Source organism: Sorangium sp. So ce726 (assembly GCF_051521405.1).
Lineage (GTDB): Bacteria > Myxococcota_A > Polyangia > Polyangiales > Polyangiaceae > Sorangium.
In genome coordinates this window covers 8,048,690-8,073,811 of sequence record NZ_CP150349.1, presented here as the reverse complement: position 1 = coordinate 8,073,811, position 25,122 = coordinate 8,048,690, and the positions used below count along the sequence as shown (strand labels likewise).

The 25,122-nt window shown below is 70.4% G+C and carries 14 protein-coding genes; 6 read left to right on the top strand and 8 right to left on the bottom strand.

From position 1 onward, the window contains the following. Positions 1-5: 5 nt before the first annotated feature. A complete protein-coding gene (floA, locus tag WME79_RS29900) occupies positions 6-998 on the top strand; it encodes a flotillin-like protein FloA (protein WP_437323358.1) in 993 nt (330 codons plus the stop codon). Positions 999-1,178: 180 nt separating this feature from the next. Further along, positions 1,179-2,837 (top strand): hypothetical protein, encoded by a 1,659-nt coding sequence (locus WME79_RS29895; RefSeq protein WP_437521764.1) that lies wholly within the window; start codon positions 1,179-1,181, stop codon positions 2,835-2,837. Between the two features lie 31 nt (positions 2,838-2,868). Here the strand turns inward: WME79_RS29895 and WME79_RS29890 are convergent, their stop codons facing one another. The 6 genes from WME79_RS29890 to WME79_RS29865 form a co-directional block, all read right to left on the bottom strand. Further along, positions 2,869-3,765, bottom strand: coding sequence for a fatty acid desaturase (locus WME79_RS29890; protein ID WP_437521762.1), 897 nt, complete (start codon positions 3,763-3,765; stop codon positions 2,869-2,871). A 917-nt stretch (positions 3,766-4,682) separates the two neighbouring features. Beyond that, positions 4,683-5,654 (bottom strand): FAD-dependent oxidoreductase, encoded by a 972-nt coding sequence (locus WME79_RS29885; protein ID WP_437521760.1) that lies wholly within the window; start codon positions 5,652-5,654, stop codon positions 4,683-4,685. Positions 5,655-5,981: 327 nt separating this feature from the next. After that, entirely contained in the window at positions 5,982-7,319 is a 1,338-nt protein-coding gene (locus tag WME79_RS29880) for a formylglycine-generating enzyme family protein (RefSeq protein WP_437521758.1), read from the bottom strand. A gap of 217 nt (positions 7,320-7,536) precedes the next feature. Continuing rightward, complete coding sequence (ilvD, locus tag WME79_RS29875; protein WP_437521756.1) at positions 7,537-9,453, bottom strand: dihydroxy-acid dehydratase; 1,917 nt, start codon at positions 9,451-9,453, stop codon at positions 7,537-7,539. Between the two features lie 197 nt (positions 9,454-9,650). Beyond that, positions 9,651-9,887: a hypothetical protein gene (locus WME79_RS29870; RefSeq protein WP_012237958.1), complete on the bottom strand. Its 237-nt coding sequence runs from the start codon at positions 9,885-9,887 to the stop codon at positions 9,651-9,653. 95 nt (positions 9,888-9,982) lie between these two features. Beyond that, on the bottom strand, positions 9,983-10,729 hold the full coding sequence (locus WME79_RS29865) for a class I SAM-dependent methyltransferase (RefSeq protein WP_437521754.1): 747 nt from the start codon (positions 10,727-10,729) through the stop codon (positions 9,983-9,985). A gap of 902 nt (positions 10,730-11,631) precedes the next feature. On the opposite strand from WME79_RS29865, the gene WME79_RS29860 reads away from it, so the two are divergent. The 3 genes from WME79_RS29860 (at position 11,632) to WME79_RS29850 (ending at position 15,283) form a co-directional block, all read left to right on the top strand. Continuing rightward, complete coding sequence (locus WME79_RS29860) at positions 11,632-12,147, top strand: hypothetical protein (RefSeq protein ID WP_437521752.1); 516 nt, start codon at positions 11,632-11,634, stop codon at positions 12,145-12,147. 222 nt (positions 12,148-12,369) lie between these two features. Next, entirely contained in the window at positions 12,370-14,211 is a 1,842-nt protein-coding gene (locus WME79_RS29855) for a type IV pilus twitching motility protein PilT (RefSeq protein WP_437521750.1), read from the top strand. A gap of 1 nt (position 14,212) precedes the next feature. Further along, on the top strand, positions 14,213-15,283 hold the full coding sequence (locus WME79_RS29850) for a type IV pilus twitching motility protein PilT (protein ID WP_437521748.1): 1,071 nt from the start codon (positions 14,213-14,215) through the stop codon (positions 15,281-15,283). A gap of 186 nt (positions 15,284-15,469) precedes the next feature. Here the strand turns inward: WME79_RS29850 and WME79_RS29845 are convergent, their stop codons facing one another. Next, positions 15,470-21,304, bottom strand: coding sequence for an AAA family ATPase (locus WME79_RS29845; RefSeq protein ID WP_437521746.1), 5,835 nt, complete (start codon positions 21,302-21,304; stop codon positions 15,470-15,472). Between the two features lie 252 nt (positions 21,305-21,556). Between WME79_RS29845 and WME79_RS29840 the strand changes: the two genes are divergently transcribed. Continuing rightward, entirely contained in the window at positions 21,557-22,372 is an 816-nt protein-coding gene (locus tag WME79_RS29840) for an arylamine N-acetyltransferase family protein (RefSeq protein WP_437521744.1), read from the top strand. 96 nt (positions 22,373-22,468) lie between these two features. Here WME79_RS29840 and WME79_RS29835 read toward each other — a convergent pair whose 3' ends face one another. After that, positions 22,469-25,102 (bottom strand): LamG-like jellyroll fold domain-containing protein, encoded by a 2,634-nt coding sequence (locus tag WME79_RS29835; protein WP_437521742.1) that lies wholly within the window; start codon positions 25,100-25,102, stop codon positions 22,469-22,471. Positions 25,103-25,122 lie beyond the last annotated feature (20 nt).

Genomic DNA, 25,122 nt, shown 5'->3' with positions numbered 1-25,122 from the left:
GGGATATGGAGATCATCTCGGTCATCGTGATCGGCGGGCTCGTGCTCGTCGCCATCGTCGCGACGCTGTACATGGTGCCGCTGCGGCTGTGGATCGCCGCGCAGGCGTCGGGCGCCGGGGTCTCGATGCTCACGCTCATCGCGATGCGCCTGCGCCGGGTGCCGCCCGATCAGATCGTCAACGCGCGGATCAGCGCCGTGAAGGCGGGTCTCGAGGAGGTGTCCGTCGACATGCTCGAGGCCCACTACCTGGCGCGCGGGCGGGTGGAGGCGGTCGTCAACGCGCTCATCTCGGCGGGCAAGGCGGGGATGGAGCTCGATTTCTCGCGCGCGGCCGCGATCGATCTCGCCGGCCGCAACGTGCTCGAGGCGGTGGCGATGTCGGTGAACCCGCGTGTCATCGAGACCCCGAAGGTCTCGGCCGTGGCCAAGGACGGTATCCAGCTCCTCGCGATCGCGCGCGTGACCGTGCGCGCCAACATCGATCGCCTCGTCGGCGGCGCGGGCGAGCAGACGGTGCTGGCCCGCGTCGGCGAGGGCGTCGTCTCGACCATCGGCTCGGCCGACGACTACAAACACGTCCTCGAGAACCCCGATACCATCTCGAAGAACGTGCTCAAGAAGGGCCTCGACGCAGGGACGGCGTTCGAGATCCTCTCCATCGACATCGCCGACGTCGACGTCGGCTCCAACATCGGCGCGAAGCTCCAGACGGAGCAGGCCGAGGCGGACAAGCAGGTGGCGCAGGCCAAGGCGGAGTCGCGCCGCGCGCTGGCGGTCGCGCAGGAGCAGGAGATGAAGGCCAAGACGCAGGAGATGCGGGCGAAGCTCGTCGAGGCGGAGTCGACGATCCCGCTCGCCGTCGCGGAGGCGCTCCGCACAGGCAAGCTCGGCGTCATGGATTACTACAACATGCGCAACGTCATCGCCGACACCGAGATGCGCCAGGGCATCGCCGGCACCACGGGGGGAAAGCCCGACCCCGTCGGGGAGTCGTGAGGTGCCGCCGCGCGACCCACCGAGCCCGCTCCTCGCGTGGCTCGGCCGCCGCGACGCGCTCGTGCGGCGCTTCGTCCTGGCCGAGGTGCTCGGCCCGCCCCGGGCGTTGTCGCCGCGCGCTGCGCGGCCAGAGAGCCGCGCGGCCTGCGAGCCGCGCCCCGACGACGCTGGACGGGCGCCATGCGTGACATCGACCTCGAGAAATACGTCGGCGCCCTCATCGGAGTGATCTGGGCGATCGTCAAGCTCGCGAGCATGGTCGGGAGCCTGCAAGCCAGGCGCGCCGAGCGCGCTGCGCGTGCCGCCGCGCGGCCTGGCGGCGAGGACGCCCCGCGGAGCGAACCAGCGCTCGTTGACGTCGCGCCGGGGAGCGACAGGGCGCCCGTTGACGTCGCGCCGCCGAGCGCTACGCCGTGGGCGGGGATGCCGTTCGGCGCCCCGCGCGCGCCCGACGCCGACCGGCTGCGCGTGGTGCTCCTGCGGCTCGTCGAGCTCGAGCAGAGCGCCGTGGCGCTCGGCGAGGTGGTGCGTCACGAACGGGCGAACCGGCGCTTCACGGACGTGCTCCTCGGGGCCGTCCCGCACGAGATCGGGCGCCTGCGCGCCGCCGTCGACGCGGGCTTCACGGCGCGCGAGGCGGAGGCCGCGGCGGACCACATCGAGCTCGTCGTGGGCGAGATCGCGGTGCTCGTGCGGCAGCGCCGCGACCCGTCGCTCCTGCCCGAGCTCGGCGACGCGGACGCCCTCGCCGACGCCTGCTACGCGCCCGTGATCGCGTTCGCGCGGGCGGAGGGGCTGCCGCTCCGGAGCGGAGCGCCGGCCACGCAGCTCACGGAGTTCGATATCGCGATCTGGACGGGCTTCATCCCGACGTCGATCGCGCCCATCTTCCTCCCTGTCGACTTCTTCTCGACCCCGCTGCGCTGGCCGGCGCTCGCGCACGAGATAGGCCACGATTTCCTGGCCTCGGTCGACGGCCTCGAGCCGGCCCTGCGCCGCGAGCTCGGCCTGGGGGGCGAGCAGGTGCGCCCGCTCGCGCCGGACGGCGATCGCCTCGGGGCTCCCGCGCTCAGGCGGGTGTTCGGCGTGTGGTTCGAGGAGATCTTCTGTGACGTCTTTGGCACGCTCATGTTCGGCCCCGCCTACGTGCTCACGATGAGCGAGCTGTTCTTCCAGGAGGACGAGCCGTACGCGTCTATCGCCGTCCCCACGGACGTGACCGGCGCGCGTTATGACGAACACCCTCCGCCGCACCTGCGCGTGCTCATCGGGTGCATGGTCCTCGACCGGGCCGGGCTCAACGAGGACGCGCGCGCCCTGCGGGAGGCGTGGGCGCGCCGCCACGCCGAGGTGAGCCTCGATGACCTGCTCTTGCCTGTGAGGGGCTCTTGGCGCCCGGTCCCGCTGGCGCCCTTCGCCACCATGGCCGCGTGGATCGTGGAGCGCCTCTATGCCGGCCCGCTCACCGCCCTGTCCGGCTTCGGTCTGCAGGACATCAACGGGCTCGACTACGGCCCTCACGAGCGCCAGGAGGCGTCGCGCGCGCGCGGCGCGCTGCTCGCCGGCCGGGTCCCCGCCGTCCTCGACGCCCGGGCGCTCCTTGCGGGCGCGGTCCTGGCGGCCCATCAGGCGCCCGCGCAGTCGCTCTCGATCCTCATCAGGGCGCGCGCCGCGATCCCGGCGCTCGGCACGAGCGAGCGACGGCCCGACGCGTTCGGGTCGCGCCTCGACGCGTCCAGCGTCGCGCTGGACCGCCGCGCCGTGGCGGAGGCGCTGCTCTTCCGAGAGGTCCTGCTGCCACCCCGAGCGCTTCGTTCCCGCCGCCGCGCGCGCCTTTAGCGTCCGATGGAGCGGCGCCGCGCCGCGCGGATCAGATGGCGTCGAGCTCGGCCGGGCCCTGGCTGGGGTGGGCCGTCTGGATCGTGGGCGCCCGCGGCGCGGCGAGGCTGCCCGCCGTGATCAGGGGCAACGGCGCTCGCGGCGGGGGGACGCTCTCCGAGCGGAGCTTCATGAGCTCCTCGCGCTGGTGCTTCCACACGGTCCGGTAGCGGAAGAACGGCACGGCCGGGTAGAGGTGATGGATCAGGTGATACGTCTGCCCGAAGAGCAGCACGTTGAACAGCGCGCTGTCGACCGCGCGCGTCGCGCTGTACCGGTTCTGCGCCGCCGTGATCTCGTGGGGGTAGTGAGGCAGGTAGTCGAAGGCGAACGCGAGGAAGAAGATCGCCAGCCGCGCCGGCAAGATCCAGTAGAGGAGCGCGAGCTCGCCATAACCGAGCCCGAAGGCCAGCGCCACGAGCGCGAGCATGGCCGCGAGCGACGCGACCGTCTCGATCCGCTCCGCGCGCTTCTGCGCGTGGTAGGAGCGCAAAAATAGATAGTAGTAGTGGAGATCCTGTGTCGCCCAGCGGAGCGGCAGGAGGTACCACGGGCCGCGCCCACTCCAGTAGTCGGGATCCCGGTCCGCCTCGTTCGTGTGCTTGTGGTGCTCGAGGTGGAAGTGACGCACCGCCAGGAACGGCGCCACGAGCAGCAGCCCGGACAGCCGCCCGATCACGCCGTTCAGCAGCGCGGAGCGCGCCAGCGACCGATGCGAGGCCTCGTGCATCGGCGTGAAGGAGGCATACGCGGCGACGGCCGCTGCGAGCACGGCCGGCACGGTCGACACCCAGCCCGCGACGCCCGCGTAGACGGCCGTCGCCCAGAGGGCGTACGACCCCGCGAAGAGCGCCACCGTCGGCCACTCGATCGTCCGGGTCTGCAGCAAGCCGCTGTCGAGCGGCAGGACGCTCCAGAGGGCCGGCCGCCCGGAAGGTCTCCCCGACGGCCTGCCTGAGGGCCGCACCGAGGGCCGCCCCGACGGCCTGCCCGAGGGTCTCCCCGACGGCCTTCCCGAGGGGCGGCTCGGGCAATTCTCGTCGTTGCTCCTCGTGAAACTCCAGACCGCTGGCCGCCCCGATGGACGACTGAGTCGATTCTCGTCGTTGTTCATGGCGCTCAAAACTCCCGGGGGAAGCTTCGGATCTTCACGTTGGTGACAGCGAACGGTGGACACCGGATCAAGCGCAAACGAACGTTCGACCACTCGGGACCGCGTTCCAGGGATGGCACCGAGAGGTCGTCAGGGGTTAGCGACCTCCAGAGCGAGGCCGTCCACGGCCATTCTCTCGGACGAACAGGGGAGCGCCATGGGCGGTTCCACTGCGAGAGAAGGCGGGAGACGCTCGCAGACGAGCACGAATCCAATCTAGCAGCCTAGCAACAGGAGCACAACGGGACTTTCGGAGCGTTGCGTTGGGCTTTCTGGTTGGCTGGATTCCAGAAGCAGCGTCGTTTGTTTCGGTTGGTGGCGGCTACGTCGGTTGCGTCGGTTACGTCGGTTGCGGCGGTTGCGTCGGTTGCGGCGGTTGCGGCGGTTGCGTCGGTTGCGGCGGTTACGTCGGTTGCGGCGGTTGCGTCGGTTGCGACCGTTGCGATCGACGCAACCGTTGCGTCGGTTTGCGACGACTTCGTCCACCTGCGTCAGCGCGGGTTGGCTCGTAGCGGCGTTCGCTGCGGCGTGTGTGGGTTGGCGTTGGCGCCGCTGCCCTTTGTCCGAGGAACAGGCCCGGAGGCGCCGCGCTGACGCTGACGCTGACGCTGACATCATCGCGCGCGTCAAAACAGTGCGCTCGGCACATTCCGCTAGACATGGCCGTGTGTCGAGGCGTTGCCGTCCCGCAGCATCGCGCTCACCTCGTGGGCACAACCCCATGCCAGCGTGTATCCCGAACCGCCGTGGCCGTAGTTGTGGATCACACGGCCTTCACGCTCGACCCGCACGGTGCTCCGATAAGGGCGCAGCCCGGCGCGTGAGCCGAGCAAGCGGCCCGGTCTGAGCCCGGCCGCGAGCACCCGCTGGAGCATTGCGTCAGCGAGCTTGGGATCAGGCGTCAACGGGCGATCATCGGGCGATGGAATGAAACAACCGCCAATCACGATCTCGCGACGCCTTGGGATGACATAGACGAGCGCCGATTCGTCCCTTTCATCACCCAGTGCGACATCTGGGTGGATCTCGCCTGGTTCGACGATCGCTACCTGGCCGTAGACGGCGACGAGCTCGCCGTCGCCGGTGAGCGCGCGCGCCCCGAGCCCGGTGCAATTCACGACGCAATCGCCCTCGACCTCGGCGAGTGATCGCACGTGCTCGGTGCGCACCGGACAGTCGAGCTGCGCCTCCAGCCAGGGCAGGTGCAACGATGGCTCGATGCGCGGCGCCGTGAATCGCAAGCTGTACGGCGCGCCCAGCGGGTGGGGTCCAGGCTCGAGCGCGAGGTCCGGGACGCTCGGAGCCCACCAGGGCAGGCGCGTGTCGTCCGCCGCCTCGCGCGCGGTCAGGAGATCGACTCCCGCCTCGGGGTGTTCGTTCGCGATGCGCGTGAGTTCATCGAGGCTCCTCAACGACCACGCGTTGACGCGCTCGGGCGGGTCCGCCAGGAAAGGATGCCACAGCGCGGCCGCGACCGCGGACGTCGTGCCCTCGCCGCGCGCCGCTGCGATCACCTGCACCCGGTGGCCGTCGCGCTGGAGGACGACCGCCGTGGTCAACCCGATCACGCCTGCGCCCACGACGGTGATCTGCTGCGCCTGAGCTTGGCCTCTCGATGACGCCACGATCGCGCGCTCTAGCACGCCGCTCCTCAGCGTCGACATCGCACACCACACCCCGCATCGAATCCGGTCTCGTGGACGTCCAGCGACGTCCCGCTGCGTCCCGCGACGTCCAGCTGCGTCCAGCGACGTCCCGCTGCGTCCAGCGACGTCCCCTGATGTCCGATCCACATCGGTTTCCGCCCACCTCTGCACCCTGCCGAGCAGAGCGACGGTCTCCCGCACAGGAGACGGGCCCAGATCGGCGTTTTCGGCGCGCAGGCGTACTCACGTACGCCGAGCACCGAAAACGTCGAGGTGGGCCCGTATCCGAAGCGGGTGACCGCCGCTCTAGCGCGCGCAGCGGGCGCCGATGTTGTTGACGCGATCGATGGGATAGCTGAAGTCGCGGTTGCCTGCGCGTACGTCCGCCGCAGGCGCGCGGTAGCTCCCGCCGCGGGTGACCCGCGTCGCGTCGCGATCGCCGTCCACGCGATGCACGCAGTCGATGCACGGCGTGGGGAGCGCATCCCGCCACCAGTCCATCGTCCACTCCCACATATTCCCGGCCAGATCCGAGTGCCCCCATCGCCCGTCGCCACGCGGCTTCGACCCGACCGGCAGGATGTCGCTCAGCGCGCAGGCCCCCGCGCCGCTCCCATCCCCGGTGCAGTTGTAGGAGGCGCGATCGCCGTCGATCTCGGAGCCCCAGGGGTAAGGTCGATGCTCGTCGCCTCCGGCAGCCGCATAGTTCCACTCCGCCTCGGAGGGCAGGCGGCCGCCGTCCCACGCGCAGAACGCGAACGCCTCGAACCAGGTGATGCAGTTGATCGGCAGCTCCTCGTTCGCGCCGGGGGCGTCGGTCCACGTCCAGAGGCGATCGCCATTGCACTGCAGCGCCGCCCGGAGCCCCGCGGTGTTCGGCGCGAGCCGCGTGTTCCACCCTGCGATCCACCCGCTGCCGCTGACGTGGGGGTGCCGGCCAGCCCCGATGGCCGGCGGCCTCTCCTGCACGCCCTGCCCGGCATCCACGAACGCGCGGAATCGCCCCACCGTGATCTCGTACTTGTCCAGGCGGAAGTCGCTGACGGCCGCGGGGAACGAGTCGTCTGTGCTCGGCGTCCCGTCGTAGCCCCTCAGGAACGTGCCACAGGGGACCATCCTGTTGCCGCAGCAGCTCGCGTCGCCCGGCCCGCAGCTGTCTCCGGCACCCGGTCCGCCCCCCACGCAGCTCGGAGGCATGGCCATCACGTCCGTCGATCCGCACGTGTTCGGGCAACCCGGCTCCCCGCACTCGCACTGCATGCCGCCCGCGCACGCCACGCAGTCCCCGGTTCCATCACACTCCGCGCTGCCGTCTGCCCCGCAGGGTGTCCGCGCCGGCCTCGGCCGCTCCGCACACTCACCCTCGCTGCACACCGCTTCCATGCAGGCGCTCTGCGCTGCCGGGCAGTCCTCCGCCGGGTCGACGCAGCTATCCGTCGCACCGCCGCTGCTGCTGCTGGCGCCGCTGCTGCTGCTGCTGACGCCGCTGCTGGTGGTGGCGTCACTGCTGCTGGCGGTGGCGCTGCTGCTGCCGCCTGCCCCGCTTCCACCGCTCCCGACGTCGTGGTCACCGGGGAAATTACGCACCTGGGGGCTGCAACCCGAGACGAGAGAGGTGGCCACGATGAGCGCCAATTTTCTCATGTACGGCATCATACGCGACTGGGCGCACCGCCGTCGCGCTGGATGCCGTACGGGTCCGGAGCGCCTCAGCGCCCGACCTGCGCCGGGCGCGCCAGCCTCCGGGTGACCGGGGCGGCGGCCACCGTTCCACCGACGGCGGCCGCCGCGCTGCGTGCGCTGTGGCCTCGTTCGCGCCTCGCCTGCGTGGCTCGGCGGTTGGACGGCGGCTGGAGCTCCGTTACTTGCGCTGCGCCGGGGCGGTCGCGGTCGCGCCGTCCCCGGCGCGCCGGCTCGGCTCGATCTGGCCGACGTCGCGGACAGCGCCGTTGGCGGCGCTCGTGGCCATCAGCGCGTAAGCCCGCAGGGCAGGGGAGACCTTCCGGTCGCGGTTCGGCCTGAACGCATCGGCGCCGCGCGCCTCGGCGGCGCGGCGGCGGCGATCGAGCTCCGCCTCGCTGACGAGGACATCGATCGTCCGGGCGGGGATGTCGATCCGGATGCGGTCGCCCTCCTCGATGAGCCCGATGCTCCCGCCTTCGGCCGCTTCGGGCGAGACGTGCCCGATGCTCAGGCCCGACGTCCCGCCGCTGAACCGGCCGTCGGTGATGAGGGCGCACGCCTTCCCGAGGCCCTTCCCCTTCAGGAACGACGTCGGATAGAGCATCTCCTGCATGCCGGGGCCGCCCTTCGGCCCCTCGTAGACGATCACGACCACATCGCCCGAGCGGATCTGGTTGTCCCAGATCGCGTCGCACGCCGCCTCCTGCGAGTGGAACACCCGCGCGGGCCCCTCGAACTTCCAGATCTCGGGATCGACGCCGGCGGTCTTCACGATGCAGCCGTCCACCGCGATGTTGCCGTAGAGCACGGCGAGCCCGCCCTCGCGGCTGTACGCGTGATCGACGTCGCGGATGCAGCCCTTCTGGGCGTCATCGTCGGTGTCGGCGAAGTACTTGTCTTGCGAGAACGCGACCGTGGTCGGCACGCCGCCCGGCGCGGCGAGCGAGCGCTTCTTCGCGGCGGCCGTCGCCGTGGGGCGGCGGATGTCGTTCTCGTCGATGGCCTCGCCCAGCGTGCCCGCGTGGACCGTGCCCGCCTGCCGGTGGATGAGCCCAGCGCGGTCGAGCTCGCCGAGGATCGTCAGCACGCCGCCCGCGCGGTGCACGTCCTCGACGTGGTGATGCGACGACGGCGCGACCTTGCAGATGTTGGGCACCTTGCGCGACATCCGATCGATGTCCGCCATCTTGAAGTCCACCTGCGCCTCGCGGGCGACCGCCAGGATGTGGAGCACCGTGTTCGTCGAGCCGCCCATCGCGATGTCGAGCGCCATCGCGTTCTCGAACGCCTCGAAGGTCGCGATGCTCCGCGGCAGCACCGAGGCGTCGCCGTCGACGTAGTGCCGCTGCGCGAGCGCGACGACGCGCTTCGCCGCCGCCTCGAAGAGCTCCCAGCGCGCCGCGTGCGTCGCCAGCAGCGTGCCGTTGCCGGGCAGCGCGAGGCCGAGCGCCTCGTTGAGGCAGTTCATGCTGTTGGCCGTGAACATGCCGGAGCACGAGCCGCAGGTCGGGCACGCGGACCGCTCCATCGCGGCGAGATCCGCGTCGGTCACCTTGTCGTCGCTCGCGGCGATCATCGGATCGATGAGGTCGAGCTTCCGGATGAGCGGCTTGCCGTCGCGGTCGTGCGTCCCGACGATCTTGCCCGCCTCCATCGGACCGCCCGACACGAAGATGGTCGGGATGTTGAGCCGCATGGCGGCGAGGAGCATGCCGGGCGTGATCTTGTCGCAGTTCGAGATGCACAGCAGCGCGTCCGCGCAGTGCGCGTTCACCATGTACTCGACGCTGTCGGCGATGAGCTCCCGGCTCGGGAGCGAGTACAGCATGCCGGCGTGGCCCATCGCGATGCCGTCGTCGATGGCGATGGTGTTGAACTCGACGCCCCACCCGCCCGCGGCGTCGATGACCTTCTTCGCCCGCTGGCCGACGTCGTGGAGGTGGACGTGCCCCGGAACGAACTGCGTGAAGCTGTTGGCGATGGCGACGATCGGCTTCTCGAAGTCCGCGTCCTTCATGCCGGTGGCGCGCCACAACGCGCGCGCCCCTGCCATGTTGCGCCCCTGGGTGGATGTACGACTGCGGTATCCGGCCATGCCGGGAACCTACTCCGTTCCGGCCTTCGCGCCTAGCCGGCAGGCGGGGCCGGCGTCACGGGACCGCCGCGCTCGCCGTGCGCGCTGCGTCCACGAGCGGCGAGGTCGTTCGAGCGGCCAAGGCGGCGCGCAGAAGGTCTCTCGGGGTTTGGGCCCGCGACTCCGTGCGTCACCGCAGCCCGGGGCCGGCCCGTCGATCATCGGCCTCGTGGCTTGGACCACCGATCCACGGCGACCATCGCGGCGCCGAGCCCGTCGATGTAGGTGCCGTGCCGGAACGTCGCGCGCTTGAGCGCCACGACCAGCGTGGCCAGGAGCTGGCGCGCCTCGTCTCGTTCTCGCCGCAGGTCCTGGACCTCATCCCGCGACGGCCGGTTGACGACCGCAGCTTGCCCGGCGTCGTTCGTGCCTGTCTGACTCGCTCTCTCGGACATGGGTCTGATCCTCCCATATCAAGTTAGCGCCGCGTCGCCCGCGCCATCAACCTCCATAGGAGGTATTTCAATGGGTGTTCGTATCCCGGCCCACGTCAGCTCCGGAGCGCGACGAGGGTGACGAGGCCGCGCGCGATCTCGCGATGGATGACGCGGAGTCCGGCCGCGTCGAGCCTCTCGCAGATCCAATCGGGGGAGAGGCGCAGCTTGCGATAGAAGCTCGCTGACAGCGTCCACCGGCCGTCCTCTCGGCTGCGCGTGTGAACGAGATCGTGCACCTTGACGGTCTCGGGTTCGTACTCGAGGAAACAGGTCATGATCACATCTGCCGAGTCGTGTACTGGGATGAACCGGTCGACGCCTCCGAGCTCCCGGGTGAGGTCACGGAACGTGAGCACGAGATGGCCGCCGGGCGCGAGTCGCCGGGCGCAGCCGGCGAACATCCGCTCCACGTCCGACTTGCTGCCGAGGTGGGGGAGCGTGTCGCCCATGCACACGGCGAGCGCGCAGGGGGGCCCCGAGCGCTCCAGCGCGTCAAGGAGATCCCCTCTCACGATCTCGACGGCGAGCGGCCCGCGGCGCGCGTCGAGCTCGGCGAGCAGCCTGTCCGAGGTGTCCACGGCGGTCACCCTGAACCCGAGCTGCGCCAGCGCGAGGGACTGAAAGCCGGAGCCGCACCCGAGGTCGATGGCCTCGGGTGCGGCTCCGGCCGAGCCTTCAGGGCGCAGGCCGAGGCGCTCGAACAGGGCCCGCTGCTCGGCGACCTTGGCGTCGTGATCTCCGAACATCCTCGAATAGTGCTCGGCGAGGACTTTGTCGTAGTGATCGGCGACCGTGGGCATGGGCTCTGTTCCTCCGCGGCCATCCTACAGCCGCAGGGCCCGCCGGCGCGCCGGCGCCGGCACACATGGATAGACGGCGCACATGGACGCAGGGGCATATGCCCTGCGCCGGCACGCGTCACACATGCACGCACGGGGGCTCACCAGAATCGATTGCGTCCGAAAATTTCTGCTCTGCTTTGACGAAGACATGATATCTTGGTTGAAACGCGACTCTTACTCCGACATCGATTTTCGGGTCGGCGGTGTTGGAAGGCACCGGGAAGGTTCCCGGAGCGAGGTTGGAGAGGGAGAGGTCGCGCTGCTGTACGCAGCTGGTTTCGTCGGACGGGTGAGAATGAGGCACGGCGGGCTTGGACCGAGCCAGCCTGTCGCTCGCGTGGGTGTTTCGCTCTTCGAGAGCGCGCCTCGCGAAGCGCGCTGATGGACCCGTCGGAGAACCAGCGAGGCGAGCCGGAGAGCCCAGGCAGGCGGTCAAGCCGGGCGACCAGGCAGCCGGAACGACGGGCCAGCCAGAACGACAGGCAAGCCAGATGACCAGGTGAGCTCGGGCGAGCCGCGCCGCACTCCTGCGTGCGCCGCGCAGCCGGAGCCCGGTCGGCCTCGCCGAGGCGGCCAGCACCGGAATCTGCGCGAGGCGCGCCCAGGCGCCCAGGGCGGAGAGAAGCTGACGAGACTGACGAGACTGACGAGACTGACGAAGCTCAGGCGCCGCCGACGAGCTGCCGACGATGAAGGTGAAGCTGCGCGGGGCGGCGCGCGGAAGAGGCCACGGTCAGTAATGAGTTGCGGAAGGTGTCAGTCTGCGTCACGATGAGAAGTTTTATGACTGCGGTGTTTGCGATCTTGCGGAGTTCACGCGGGTCGTGGGATCACGTCGAAGTAGCGAAGGAGCATGGGGCATGAAGACGGTTGGTGATTGGCTCTCCAGGTGCTCGCGATCGCTCGTCGCCGCGGGCGCGGCCGCGCTCCTCTCCGCCACGCCGACCGCGGCCTCGGCAGAGCACCCCGCCACGCCGCGGCAGGCTGCGCCGGCGGCAGCCGGCGCCGAGAGCGCGCCTACGGCAGAGCCCGCCTCAGCCCCCAGCGCGGGCGAGTGGGACACCTTCTCCGTGGAGGTCTACGGCAGGCTCGTCTCGCGCGCGGGGAAGGTCGCGACGCTGCTGCCGCTCGTCTCCACGACCGAGAAGCCGGTCGCCGCGGGGACCAAGGCGGTGCTCTTCCGCAAGGTCGAGGACCCCGAGGGACCGAGATCCACGAAATGGGTCGAGATCGCCAGGGTGACCATGAAGAAGATCGAGTCGACCGGCAACATGCAGCTCACCATCGACTCGGAGCAGCAGGCGCCTCCCGGCGAGAAGGGCAAGACGCCAGGCCACTTCGTGAAGGGCGCCCGGCTCAAGCTCGCGATCCAGTAGCTCGGCGCCGCGTCGCGGCGCAGCACGCCGCGGGCGTGAGCCGGGTCGCACCGCTCCGAGGAGGACCGGCGCGGTCGCCGCGAGCGGGGGCGGTGGGTGGGAGTCGGCGCGGGGGCCGCGCGGCGCGGGTCGCCGCGGCTGAATGTCGCCGCCGTCGCACGACATTTTGAAACGCGGCGCCTCATCGTTGATAGAGTCGGCTTGCGGAGACGAGCGACGACGATGAACGCCCTTCGATCCTGGCTCTCGCAACTGAACCGCCCCGAGGTGACAGAGTTCGCCGTGGCCACCGGGCGCATGCCCAGCGTCAAGGTCTCGGGCGCCTTCCAGGCCGTCGATCCCAGCGCCCTCTCGACGGAGGACATCCTCATGCTCCTCAGCGCGCTCGGCGGTGGCCGCCACGTCGAGGCCCTCGGCGCGAAGCCGTCGCAGTGGCACATCCGCATCGAGGGCATCGGCGCCATCTCCGTCGTGGCCGCGCGCCAGGGTGACCTCGTGCACGCCCGCATGACGCGGATGCAGTCGTCCGCCGGGTCGGGGGCCGCGACCGCGGCGCCTCCCGCGCGTCCCTCGCAGCAGTTCTCCATGCGGGAGCACCTCGCACCCGAGGAGGCGCAGCGCCCACCGCCGCGCGAGGCGGACGCGAAGCGCACGAGCTCGTCGGAGGTCGCGCTCGACCTCCGCTCCCCGCCGCCGCCTGCAGAGCCCCGCGGCAGCCGGCCATCGGTCGCCCGCTTCGAAGCGCGCGCCGACGATGCGCCGGCCGCCGAGCGCGCCGCGCCGGCCGCCCGCCCGTCATCGCCCTCCCCGGAGCCCCGCGCCGCCGCGCGCGCAGCGGCGGGCGGGCGCGCGCGGCTCTCCTCCGCCGAGATGCCGGCGGCCGCCCTCGACGGGCTGCTCGCGATGGCGCGCGATCAGGGCGCGAGCGATCTCCACCTCGTCGCCGGCCGCCCGCCGCTCCTGCGCGTGGCGGGCGAGCTCATGCCGCACGGCGATCCGCTCGACCCGGCGGCCGTCGAGTCCCTCCTCTTGCCGCGCGTCCCGGCGCGCCTCTCGCAGGTGCTCGAGGTCGAGGGCTCCTGCGACTTCGCCCTGGAGCTCGGCGGGCTCGGCCGATTCCGGGTGAACATCTCGCGCCACCGGCAGGGCTACAAGGGCTCGTTCCGGCTGATAGCGCGCACCATCCCGACCCTCGCGTCGCTCGGCCTACCCGACGCCATCGGGCTCGCCACCCGCCACCATCAGGGCCTCATCGTTCTCACCGGGCCGACGGGCCACGGCAAGACGACGACGCTCACCGCGGTCGTCGATATCCTGAACCGCGAGACCAGCCATCACATCATCACGGTCGAGGATCCCGTCGAGTTCGTCCATGCGCGCGGCAAGGCGATGATCAGCCAGCGCGAGGTCGGCACGCACACCCGCTCCTTCGAGAACGCCCTCAAGGCCTCGCTGCGCGAGGACCCCGACGTCATCGTCGTCGGCGAGCTCAGGGACACGGCGACGGTCCGCATGGCCCTCTCCGCGAGCGAGACTGGCCACCTCGTCCTCGGCACCATGAACACCCCGAGCGCGGCGAAGACCATCGATCGGCTGATTGACCTCTTCCCGCCCGGCGATCAGCAGCAGGTGCGCGTCACCCTCGCCGGCGGCCTCCGGCTCATCGTCAGCCAGCGGCTCCTGCCGAGCGAGGGCGGCAGGCGCATGGTCGCCGCCGCCGAGGTCCTGCCCGGCTCGGTCCCGCTCTGGAACCTCATCCGCGACTCCAAGACGTTCCAGATACCGAGCCTCCAGCAGCGGGGGAAGGGCATCGGGATCATCCGCCTGGACGACTCGCTGGCCGAGCTCGTCCGCGCCGGCAAGACCACGCTCGAGGCCGCGCTCAAGGTGGCGGAGGCCCCCGACGAGCTCGAGGCCGTCCTCGCCGGCAGGCGGCAGCCCATGCTCACGCCGGACAGGCGGCCGCCCGCCCCACCGCCCGACGCGTCGAAGTCCGCGCCCATCGAGGCGGGCAAGGGCCTCTTCGAGCGCGCGGGCGCGCTCTTCGGAAAGAAGGGAGCGTAACGTGGCCCGGATCGACCGCCTCTTCGACGAGCTGCTCTCCAGGAAGGGCAGCGACCTGCACCTCGGCATCGGCTATCCGCCGCTCGTGCGCGCCCGCGGCGAGCTCATCGCCCTGCGCGACACGCCCCTCGACGCCGCCGAGATGGAGGCGCTCCTCTTCGAGATCACGACCCCCGAGGAGACGCGGCGGATCGTCGACGAGCTCGATCTCGACTTCGCCTATTCCTACGCGGACAGGGCTCGTTTTCGCGCGAACTACTTCTACAAGACCACCGGGCTCGCGGCCGTCTTCCGCACCATCCCGAGCAAGATCCTCTCGCTCGACGATCTCGGCTGCCCCGAGATCATCCGCCGCCTGTCCGAGCGCACGACCGGGCTCATCTTGATCACGGGGCCGACCGGCTCCGGCAAGTCCACGACGCTCGCGGCGATGATCGATCACATCAACCGCTCGCGCGCCTGCCACGTCCTCACGATCGAGGATCCTGTCGAGTTCGTGCACGGCCCCATCAAGGCCCAGATCACGCACCGCGAGGTCGGCCCTGACGCGGGCAGCTTCGCGAGCGCGATCCGCAGCGCCGGGCGCGAGGACGCCGACGTGATCCTGATCGGCGAGCTCAGGACCAACGAGACCATGAAGCTCGCCTTGCAGCTCGCGAGCTTCGGTGTCCTCGTCTTCGGCACCGTCCACACGAACAGCGCCGCGGCGACGATCGACCGTATCATCAACGCGTTTCCCGCCGACGAGCAGCTCCAGGTCCGCGGCATGCTCGCCGAGAGCCTCGCCGCGATCATCGCCCAGCAGCTGCTCCGCACGAAGGACGGCACCGGCCGCGTCGCCGCGCACGAGATCCTCGTCGGATCGAGCGCGCTGTCCTCGATGATCCGCGAGGGCAAGACGTTCCAGATCACGAACCTGATGCAGGCTGGCCGCTCCGCCGGCATGCAGACGATGGACATGGCGCTGGAGCGGCTCGTCAAGAAGGACACCATCTCGGTCCAGGCGGCGCTGGAGAAGGCGATCGACAAGGACAGCTTCCAGAAGCTCTTCACCGACGCGCAGGGGGCTTGAGGGGGGAGCTGCTGCCAAGGCGTTAGAAGATTGGATGAAGAAGGAGAATTTAACGCAAAGGCGCAAAGTCGCAAAGCCGCAAAAAAGAGAGAATCAAATGAATCTCTCTCTCCTCCTTTTTGCGCCTTTGGGACTTTGCGCCTTTGCGTTAAATTCTCTCTCGTTCGACACCCCTGCTCCAGCCGATCACCCCGCGAGCCGGCGGGGCAGATCCACGGTGAAGCAGGCGCCCTTGCCCTTCTCGCTCGACACGTGGATCGTGCCGCCGTGCGCCCGGACGATCTCGTTCGCGATGTAGAGCCCGAGCCCGAGCCCGCCGTAGGACCTCGACGAGACCGCCCGCTCGAACCGCTTGAAGATGCGCTCCATGTCCTCCGGCGCGATGCCGGGGCCATGATCGCGCACGACGACCCGCGCCGTGTCGCCGCGCTCGGCGACGGTCACCTCGATGGCCCCGCCCCTGCCGAACTTGATCGCGTTGTTGAGCAGGCTCCTCAGGACCTGCGCGACGCGGAGCCGATCGAAGCGGCCGAGCACCGGGCGCCCCGCCGTGATCTCGAGCCGGCAGCCCGCCCGCGACAAGGGCTCGCGGAACTCGCTCACCACGTCGCGGGTCAGGGCGGAGAGGTCGACCTCCGCGAGATCGAGGTCGAGCTCATGGCGTGCAATCTGGTTCACGTCGAGGAGGCCCTCGATGAGCCGCTCGATCCGCTCGACCTGCCCCAGGCTCACCGCGACCATGCGCTCGAGCGAGGGGTTCACGACCTCGGTCGCGAGCTTCTTCTGCATCATCCCGAGCTTCAGCCTGAGCGGCGTGAGCGGCGTGCGGAGCTCGTGGGACGCGACGGCGAGGAACTCCTCGCGGATCTGGACGGCCTGCTGCGCCTCGCGGTAAAGGCGCGCGCTGTCGAGCGCCATCGCGGCCCTGCGCGCGAGCTCCTCGACGAGCGGCGTGTCGGCCCCGGTATAACGCGGCGTCGCTCCGGTCCGCATCAGCGAGAGCACGCCGAGACAGCGGCCGCGCGTCACGAGCGGCGCGTTCATGTACGCCGCGGGGTCACTGGCGGGCGCGGCGAGCTCGCGCAGGCGCGCGGCCTTGGCCGGGGAGTCCGCCGCGACGGCCGCCTGCTGGAGCGCGCCCGCGTCGTCGAGCACGTAGAGCGCGGCGCCCTCGGCGAGCTCGGGCACCGCGACCCCCGCGATCGCGTCCAGCGTCGCCTCGTAGCCGAGATCGGCCGCGAGCCGCCTGCTCGCCTCCGCCAGGAAGCGCTCGGCCATCTCCGCCCGCTTGCGCTCGGTGATGTCGGTCGAGATGCCGCAGATCGCATAGACCGCTCCGGCGGCGTCGTGCAGGGTGAACTTGAGCGACAGGTACGTGCGTGGCTCGTCGTCCACGAGGACGACCTCCTCCAGGTCCACCGGGCTGTCCGCCTCGATCACCTTGCGGTCATACGCCGCGAACGCGTCCGCCGCCTCCGGCGCGAAGATCTCGTGATCTTTCTTGCCGAGTATCCGCGCTCTCGGCAGGCGAACGAGCTGCTCGTACCGCCGGTTGATCAGGAGCAGTCGGCCTTCCAGATCCTTGACGTAGATGGCGGCCGGCGAGCTGTCGACGATGCTCTGGAGCAGCGCCTCGCTCTTCTTCAGCGCCGCGTAGAGCGACGCGTTCTCGAGCGAGATGGCGGCCTGCGACGCGAGCAGATCGAGCACCGCGAGCGTGTCCTGGGTGAACGCGCCTCGCATCAGGGCGTTCTCCAGGTAGAGGATCGCGTGGTGCCCCGAGCGCCGCGCGATCGGCATGCACATCACGGATCTCGGCCTGACCCGCGCGACGTACTCGTCCGCCGAGAACCGTGTCTCCGCCGCGTCGTCGAGGATGACCGGCTCGCCCGTACGGACGACGTAGTTGACGACCGACAGCGGCAGTACGGCGGAGGACGCGGGCGTGCGCGTCTCCCCGGCGAGCACCTCCACGAAAGGCTTTCCTCCCTCGATCCTCGCCTTCGCCCGGATCGACGCTGCGCCGCGGCCGGCCTCCAGCAGGTAGCCCTTCTGCGCGCCCGCGTGCGCAAGGACGACCCTGAGCAGCGCCTCTTCGAGGCGGGGCATCAGGATCTCGCCGGAGAGGCTCTGAGACGCCCTCACGACGGCCAGCCTGTCGAGCTCCTCGGCCGGCATGGTGACCGTGCTCGTCGCGGCGAGCGGGCGCGCCGCGAGGCGCGGAAAGCGCTGATCGAGCTGCTTCACCTTGCCGTCGGCGCCCCAGCGGGCGTAGCTGCAGCGGGCCGCGCGGAGGTAGGTGTCGGCGATCAGGTCGAAGCCACGATCGCGGTAGAACGCCGCTGCGAGCTCCTGGCTCAGCGCCTCTCCATGGACGAAGCCGTTCGCGCGCGCTGCCCGGATGGCCTGCTCGTAGAGGCGCATCGCGGAGAGCTCGTCGCCCGCGATGCGCGCGATCTCGGCCGATACGAGCGCGTGGCGGTCCGCCTGGTTTGCGGGCTGGACCTCTGCCCAGCGGCGGAGATCCGCCTCGTGCGCCCTCAGGGTGGGGAGGAGCTCGCTCCGTTGCTCCTCTGGCAGGTAGCGGGCATGGCACGAGAGCGCGAGCGCGGCGATATAGCCATGGGTGGTGACGTGGAACTGGTCTGTCACGGTGTCTAGCAGCTCGCCCGCCGCGCGCGCCGCGGCCACGGCCTCGCCATAGCGACCGAACAGGAGCGCTGCCTGGGCGCCGAAGAGGCGCTCGAGGAAGCGCGTGAACCGCGCCGCCGCCCCGCGCGGCGGCTCCTCGACGTTCTCGGCGTCCCCGCACGCCCAGCCCTCTTCGTACCCGCGCAGACGCTGCGCGAACCGGTGCATGACCGCCACGGCGTCGTGGGCGATGTCGTACCGAGCCCGGCGCGTGAAGTCCATGCGCTGCTCGGCCTCGGCGGCGACGTCCGCCAGCGGATCGCCCGACGCGAGGCGCAGCATCACGATCTGGAAGGAGCAGTACGACGCGTAGATCAGCGCGCCGGTCTCGACGGCCTCGTCGAAGGCCTTGTGGCAGAGGTCGACAACGTCCCGCAAGGGGCGAATCCACGGGTCGATGAAGACGCCGATCATGTTGAGGATCTGCGCCCGGCTCCCGGCCCGGCCGCAGGTCTCGAGCAGCGCGCGGGCGAGCTCCCCGAACCGGTAGCTCTCCCGGTAAAGGCCGAGGACGCGGCCGATGGTCCCGCCGAACGCGACGTATCCAGGCGGAGAAGCCTCCGAGTTGCCCGTGCGGAGGCTGAGCCGGACCATGTGGCACGCGATGAGGCTGTAGAGGTTCGGATCCGTATAATAGGCTGCCGGGAGCGCCGTCGACAGGGTGGTCATCACGGCCAGCATGTCCGGATCGACCATGCGCGGCAGGCTGACGAGCTCCTCGATGCGGCGGTCGCAGACCTCGTCCCAGGCCTCGCGCGCCGCGCGCACCACCGCGTCGCGCGCCGGGTGGAGGGGGATGTCGACGCCGAAGCGGCGCACGCAGGAGAGGGCGCTCTGTGCCGCTCGCTCGAAATCGGTCCGGGTCGTGTGGAGGACGATCTCGATGCCGTGGACCTCCGAGAGCTCGATCCGGCTCCGGGCGCGCTGGAGGAGCACGTCGACGAGCCGCTCGGAGGCGGCGAAGTCGCCGCTCAGGAAGGCGCAGCGCGCGCTCTCGCAGTGGAGGTCGAACGCGAGCGCGTGCTCCTCCTCCCAGACGTCGTCCCCGAGCAGCGCCACGCCCGCCGCGAGGTAGCTGGCCGCGGCTGCGTAGGCTGTAGAGGCCTTGGCTCGCCGGCCCGCCATCAGGTTGAGCCTTGCGATCCGGTCCTTCTCTTGCCGGTCGGTCACCAGGGCAGCGCCCAGGTTGAGGTGGCCGGCGATCTCGAAGACGCGCGCCTCGGCCGCGTCGGGGGGCGCGTGGGCGGAGAGCAGCCGGCCGATGCGGAGGTGCACCGCCGCTCGCTCCGCCTCCGGGATGAGCGCGTGAGCCGCCTGCTGGACACGGTCGTGGAGGAACCGGTAGGTGTCGCCGGACCTGAGGACCAGCCCCTCGCGCACGAGCTCCTCGTGGTCCTCATGAATGGCCTCCTTGGACCGATCGCGGATGACGGCGAGGGTGCTTGCATCGACGGTATTCCCGACGCAGGCGGCGAGCGTGAGCGCCATCTGGGCAGAAGGGGAGAGGCGCTTGATCTTCGTGATCAAGAGATCGACCACGTTGTCGGCGAGGCCCTTGTCGCGTATCGCGTCGATATCCCACCTGAAGGCGCCGGCGCGCAGATCGACCTCGAGCAGGCCCTCCTTATGGAGCATGGTCAAGAACTGGGTGGCGAAGAACGGGTTGCCGGCGGTCTTCTCGTGGACGAGGCGCGCGAGCGGGGCGACGTCCTCTCCGCTCGTATGGACCGCATCGGCGACGAGCCGCTGCACGTCGCCCGCGGACAGCCGGGAGAGCTCGATCTCGACGAGCTCCGCGCCGGCGCTCCGCGCCCGCTCGAGCATGCGCGCCAGCGCGTGGAGCGGGCTCACCTCGTTATCGCGGTAGGCGCCGATGGTGAGCAGGTGCCGCGTCTCGGGGTGGGAGACGAGCTGCTCGACGAGCGCGAGGCTCTCCGGGTCTGCCCACTGGAGGTCGTCGAGGAAGAGGCAGAGCGGGCGCTCCTCGCGGCAGAAGGCGCCGACGAAGTGCCGGAACACCATCGCGAACCGGCTCTGCGTCTCGGTCAGCGGGAGCTCGGGGACGGGCGGCTGCTCGCCGAGGATGAGCTCCACGTCGGGGAGGACATCGATGATGAGCTGCGCGTTCTTGCCGAGGGCCGCGGAGAGCCGCCTCCGCCACTCACCGAGGACGGGCTCGCTCCCGCCCAGGAGCTCGAGCACGAGATCGCGGAGCGCCTGGACGAGCGTGGCGTAGGGGACGTGCTGGTGCTGCTGGTCGAATTTGCCCGCCGCGAAGACGCCTCGCTCCCGGACGGCCTTCCGGCAGAGCTCCTGCACCAGCGAGGTCTTGCCGACCCCGGCGTTGCCGGAGATGAGGAGAAACTCGGGGGCTCCGCGCGACGCCACGCGCTCGAAGGCGGCGAGGAGCGCGCCGAGCTCGCGCTCGCGGCCGTAGAGCGTCTTCGGGATCTGGAAGAGCCCAGAGAAATCGTGCTCTCCGAGCGGGAATGGGTCGATGCGCGCGCGCGTCGTGAGCCCCTCGAGGCATCGCTCGAGATCGCGCGTGAGGCCGCGCGCGCTCTGATACCGATCCTCGGGAGCCTTGGCGAGGAGCTTCATGACGAGATCGGACACGGGCGAAGGGAGACCCGGGACGAGCTCCGACGGAGGCCGGGGCAGCACGGCGGCGTGACGGTGGACCCACTCCAGGGCATCGCCGGCCGAGAAGGGCAGGACGCCCGTGAGCATCTCGTAGAGCGTGACGCCCAGCGAGTAGAGGTCGGTACGGAGATCGACCGCCCGGCTCGTACGCCCTGTCTGCTCGGGCGCCATGTAGGCCAGGGTCCCCTCGATGACGCTCGGGCTCCGCGCGCCGCCGTGCTCCTCGGGGAGGAGGGAGGCAAGATCGAAGTCCGCGATCTTCACCTCTCCAGACATGGAATCGACGAGGATGTTCTGCGGCTTGATGTCCTTGTGGACGACCCCCTTTGCGTGGATGTCCGCGAGGGCCGTCGAGATGCCGGAGGCGATCGCCAAGAAACGTCCGAGATCCATCGGCGCCCCGAGCTCCCGATCGAGCGAGCGACCACGGAAGTCTTCCAGGACGAGCGCCGGCCGGCTCCGGTAGGTGGTGAGCTCATAGGGCCTGATCGCGGACCGGCCGCTGAGCCTCCGCCCGATCGTGAGCTCGTGGCGCAGCCGCGCGGCGTCCCGGCCGTCGAGGGGCTCTGCCCGCGGGATCTTGAGCAGGACCGGACAACCGTCCTCGTTCCGGAGGCCGCGATGGACGACGAACCTGGTCCCCTCGCGGAGGATCTCCGTCACGGTATAGCGGTCGGGCGCGGGCATGTCGTTCGACCGGCGGCGACCAGGCTGCGCCGGGCGTGTTGCCCAGTCCGCCGCCGCGCGGTGTGATGATCATCCCGGCGCTCCACGGACCTACCTTGCGCAGAGAGCCATCGAGCGCTCTCCGCGGCGAAGCCACGGAGCGGACCAGCGCAGCCTGCATGGGTTCGATGGTTCTGCTCCACCGTCGTCAATGTGCTGACCGGTGTGTTGACGGTCAAGCGAGGGGCCGCGTATCCTGGCTGCACCGATCTAATGCAACCTTCCACACAGGACAGCGCTCCGCTCGATCTCGACGCCTACCTCGCCCGCATCCGCTACCGCGGCGCGCTCGCCGCCACGCGGGAGGTCCTCGACGCGCTTCACGCGGCGCACGTCTACTCCATCCCTTTCGAGAACCTCGATGTCCTGCTCGGCCGACCGATCCGCCTCGACCTGGCCAGCGTCCAGGCGAAGCTCGTCAGGGCGCGCCGTGGCGGCTATTGCTTCGAGCACAACACGCTGTTCGCCGCGGTGCTGCGCCGGCTCGGATTCAAGCTCACGACGCTCATCGCGCGGGTGCGATTCCAGCGCAACGACACGGGCCCTCGATCTCACATGCTGTCGCTTGTCGAGCTCCCCGAGGGGCCGTTCATCGCGGACGTCGGCTTCGGCGGTCCGGGGCTCCTAAAGCCGCTCCCGCTCGTCGAGGGCGAGGGGCACGCGCGGGTGCTCGACGTGATCGGCTTGCGCCGCGAGGGCTCGTCATGGGTGCTCGCCTCCAGGGCGGGCGAGGCGTGGCAGGACATCTATGCGTTCACGCTCGAGGAGCACCTCCCGATCGACTACGAGGTGGCGAACCATTACACGTCCACGCACGCGAACTCGCTGTTTGTGAACAACCTCATCGCGGCGCTCCCGTCGCCGGAGGGCCGGGTGACGCTGCGCAACCGCGAGCTGGGTCGTTGGCGGGAAGATGGCGTCGAGCTCGTCGTGGTGCGTGACGACGCGCTCCTCGACGTCTTGAGAGAGCGCTTTGGGCTGGAGCTCCCGGCCGGGACGCGGCTCTCCTGCGCGGGCCTCGACGGCTGAAGCGACGGCGCGTCCTCCTCGGAGCCTGCCCGGGAGGCCGGGCGGGCGCGGCTCACCTGCCGCGCCCGCCGCCCCTCGCGCCGGGGCGCTTCCGGATCAGTGCACGCGCCCGATGCCGCGGCGGATGAACGCCGAGCGGCTCGCGGCCGCGCTGGTCGGCGCGCCGCCGCTCGGCGCGGCCCTGAGCGCCGCGAAGGTCGGGGCAGGCTCGCAGACCAGCGCCGTCAGATCCTGATTCCGGCGCCTCAGATCGTTCAAGGTGCGCGGCTCGCCGGTCACCGGATCAGGGACGATGGTCCCGGTCATGAAGCCCGACAGCGACGCCTCGTTTCCGAGCGACCTCGGGTTCACGTGCAGGAACCCCGTCCCCGTCTCCTGCGCGCCGTGGCACCCATTGCAGGTGTTGAGCGAGAACTTGTGCCGTGCCTCGTTGTTGAGGATGCCAGGAGCGGTCCAGGCCGTGAGGTTGTTGAACGACGAGCCGCCGAGGAACGGATTCCCCTGGAACGTGTCCGGCACCGTGTGCTGCTCCGCGATGATCGAGGCCTCGTTCTGGTTCACGAAGTCAGCGAGCGTGGGCGAGCCGTCGAAGCCGAGATCCGGCGTCAGCTTGACGGTCTCCGGTCGCAGGAAGCCCGTCTCGGGCGAGAGGACGAACTCGCGCAGCTCCCACGGCCCCGCGAGCGCGATCTCGTTCGTGCGGAGCTGCCCGAGCGAGCTCCCGTTCGGCTTGCCAGGCGCGGCGTTCCGGCCTGCGAACCGCGTGGTGATGTCCTGGAGCGCCGCGTTGTACTCCTCGGACGGGAAGGGCAGGCTGCCGAGGGCGTGCCAGTCGTTCGCCCAGTCGAGCACGTCGGCCTCGGTCGACGCGGGGAGCTTGTACTCCAGGATCACGGTGAACTGCTGCGAGAAGCCCTGGCTGACGACGCCGAACACGAACCTCCCTTCGCCGGCGTTGCCTTCGGCGAGGTTGCGCACGTCGATCCTGTTGACGATGCCGAGCAGCAAGAGCGGCGCCTGCTGCAGGTCGAGCGACCCGTCAGGGCTCCTCGGCCACTCGTCGAACACGACCTGTTGAATCGCCGTGCGCGCCGGCACGGTGAAGCCGTTCACCTCCTGATCGGTCAGCCAGGTGCTGAAGAGCTCCTCGACCATCGCCGGGGCGTCGGCGGGCGTCGGCGCCATGTCCTCCATCAGGCGCGCGAACGTCCATGCGCCCGTGCGGGGGTCGCCCGGCGGCCCATTGAACGTCGTGCGGAGGGGATCCTCGACCACGCTGAGGTGCTTCACGAAGATCTCTCGGCTCGTCCGGACGAAGCACCCCGTCGGCTCCGTCAGCTCGAAGTTGAGGGCCCCCGAGGCGACGATGAACTCGGGCGAGTTGAAGTTGATCACGGAGAAGGGGATCTCGTGGGCGCCGGGCTCCGCGTCCTCGGTACCGGTGACGGTGACGGGGAACGTCGCCGTGCTCCCGGGCAGGACGCCGGGGATGAACGTGGGATCCCCGAAGACGTCGATACCCGCCGACGGGCTGAAGATATCGAGGAGGTAGTCGCCGGGGGTGCACGAACCGACATCGTTGTTGGTGACGTCGACCTGGTACGTCGCAGGCGTGTTCGGGGCGACCGGGCCGCTGCTCTCCGGCGTGACGACGACCGTCGTGGGGCGCCTGAGGCAGGAGAGCTCGGCGATCTCGAAGGCGGTCGTCGGTGAGGCCGAGAGCCAGACCTCGTCGAGCACGCCCGTGAAGCGCTCCTTCTGCACGTTGTTGCCGATACGGATGGGCGCGTCGATGTCGTGGAGCGTGCCCGCCGCGCTGATCTGGCCGACCTGCTCGCCGTTCACGAAGAGCCGCACGAACCTGCCGTCGTAGGTCCCCGCGACGTGGGTCCACACGTCGGCCTGGATGGGGGCGCGGGAGGTGACCGTCCGCCCGCTGGTCAAGGTCACGGTGAACCGCGCCTGGCTGTTCCGGATGTCGAGCGAGAAGCTCGTCTCTCCGCCGCCCTTCTCCTGCACGATGGTCCGCGGCGTCGACCCCGACACCGCGGTCGGCTTGACCCACGCGGCGACCGCGAGGTTCTGTCCGAACGTGAAGCTGGCATCGTCATCGACCAGGATCTTGTCGTTGTCCTTGTTGAAGGCGATGCCGAGACCACTGACCCCTTGAGCGCACGCCGCGCTGGCCGAGCGGGTGGCCGTGTTGCCGTTGCCCGACGAGTCGAACAGCGCCGTGGTCGCGGCGTTGCAGTCGTCGAGCTGCCAGAAGCCGACGGCCGGCGGCCCCACCGGGGGCGGGTCGCCGGGATCGCCGCCGCCGACGCCGACGCCGCCGCCGACGCCGGTGGTCGTGGCCGTGCTGCTGCCGAAGCCGCCGGTGCCGACGCCGGTGGAGCTGGCGACCACGCTGCTGCTGAAGCCGCCGGTGCCGCTGCCGCCGGCGCCGACGCCGGTGGTGGAGGTGGCGACCGAGCTGCTGCCGAAGCCGCCGGTCCCGGTCGCGCCGACGCCGGTGCCGACGCCGACGCTGGTGCCGACGCCGGACACGGAGCCGCCGACGGCGCCCGGCCCGCTGGCCGTCGCTTCGAGAGCTAGTTCTGCATCGTTGAGTGAACCTTCATCGACGTCATAGCTTCCGCACGCGGCGCCCGAGGCGAGCAGGGCGAGGACCGCGGCCGAGCTGGTTTTGATTGTGAAAGGATGGGCGAAGCCGAAGGAGAGGTTCCGCATGTGCGTTCTCGTTGGGTAAG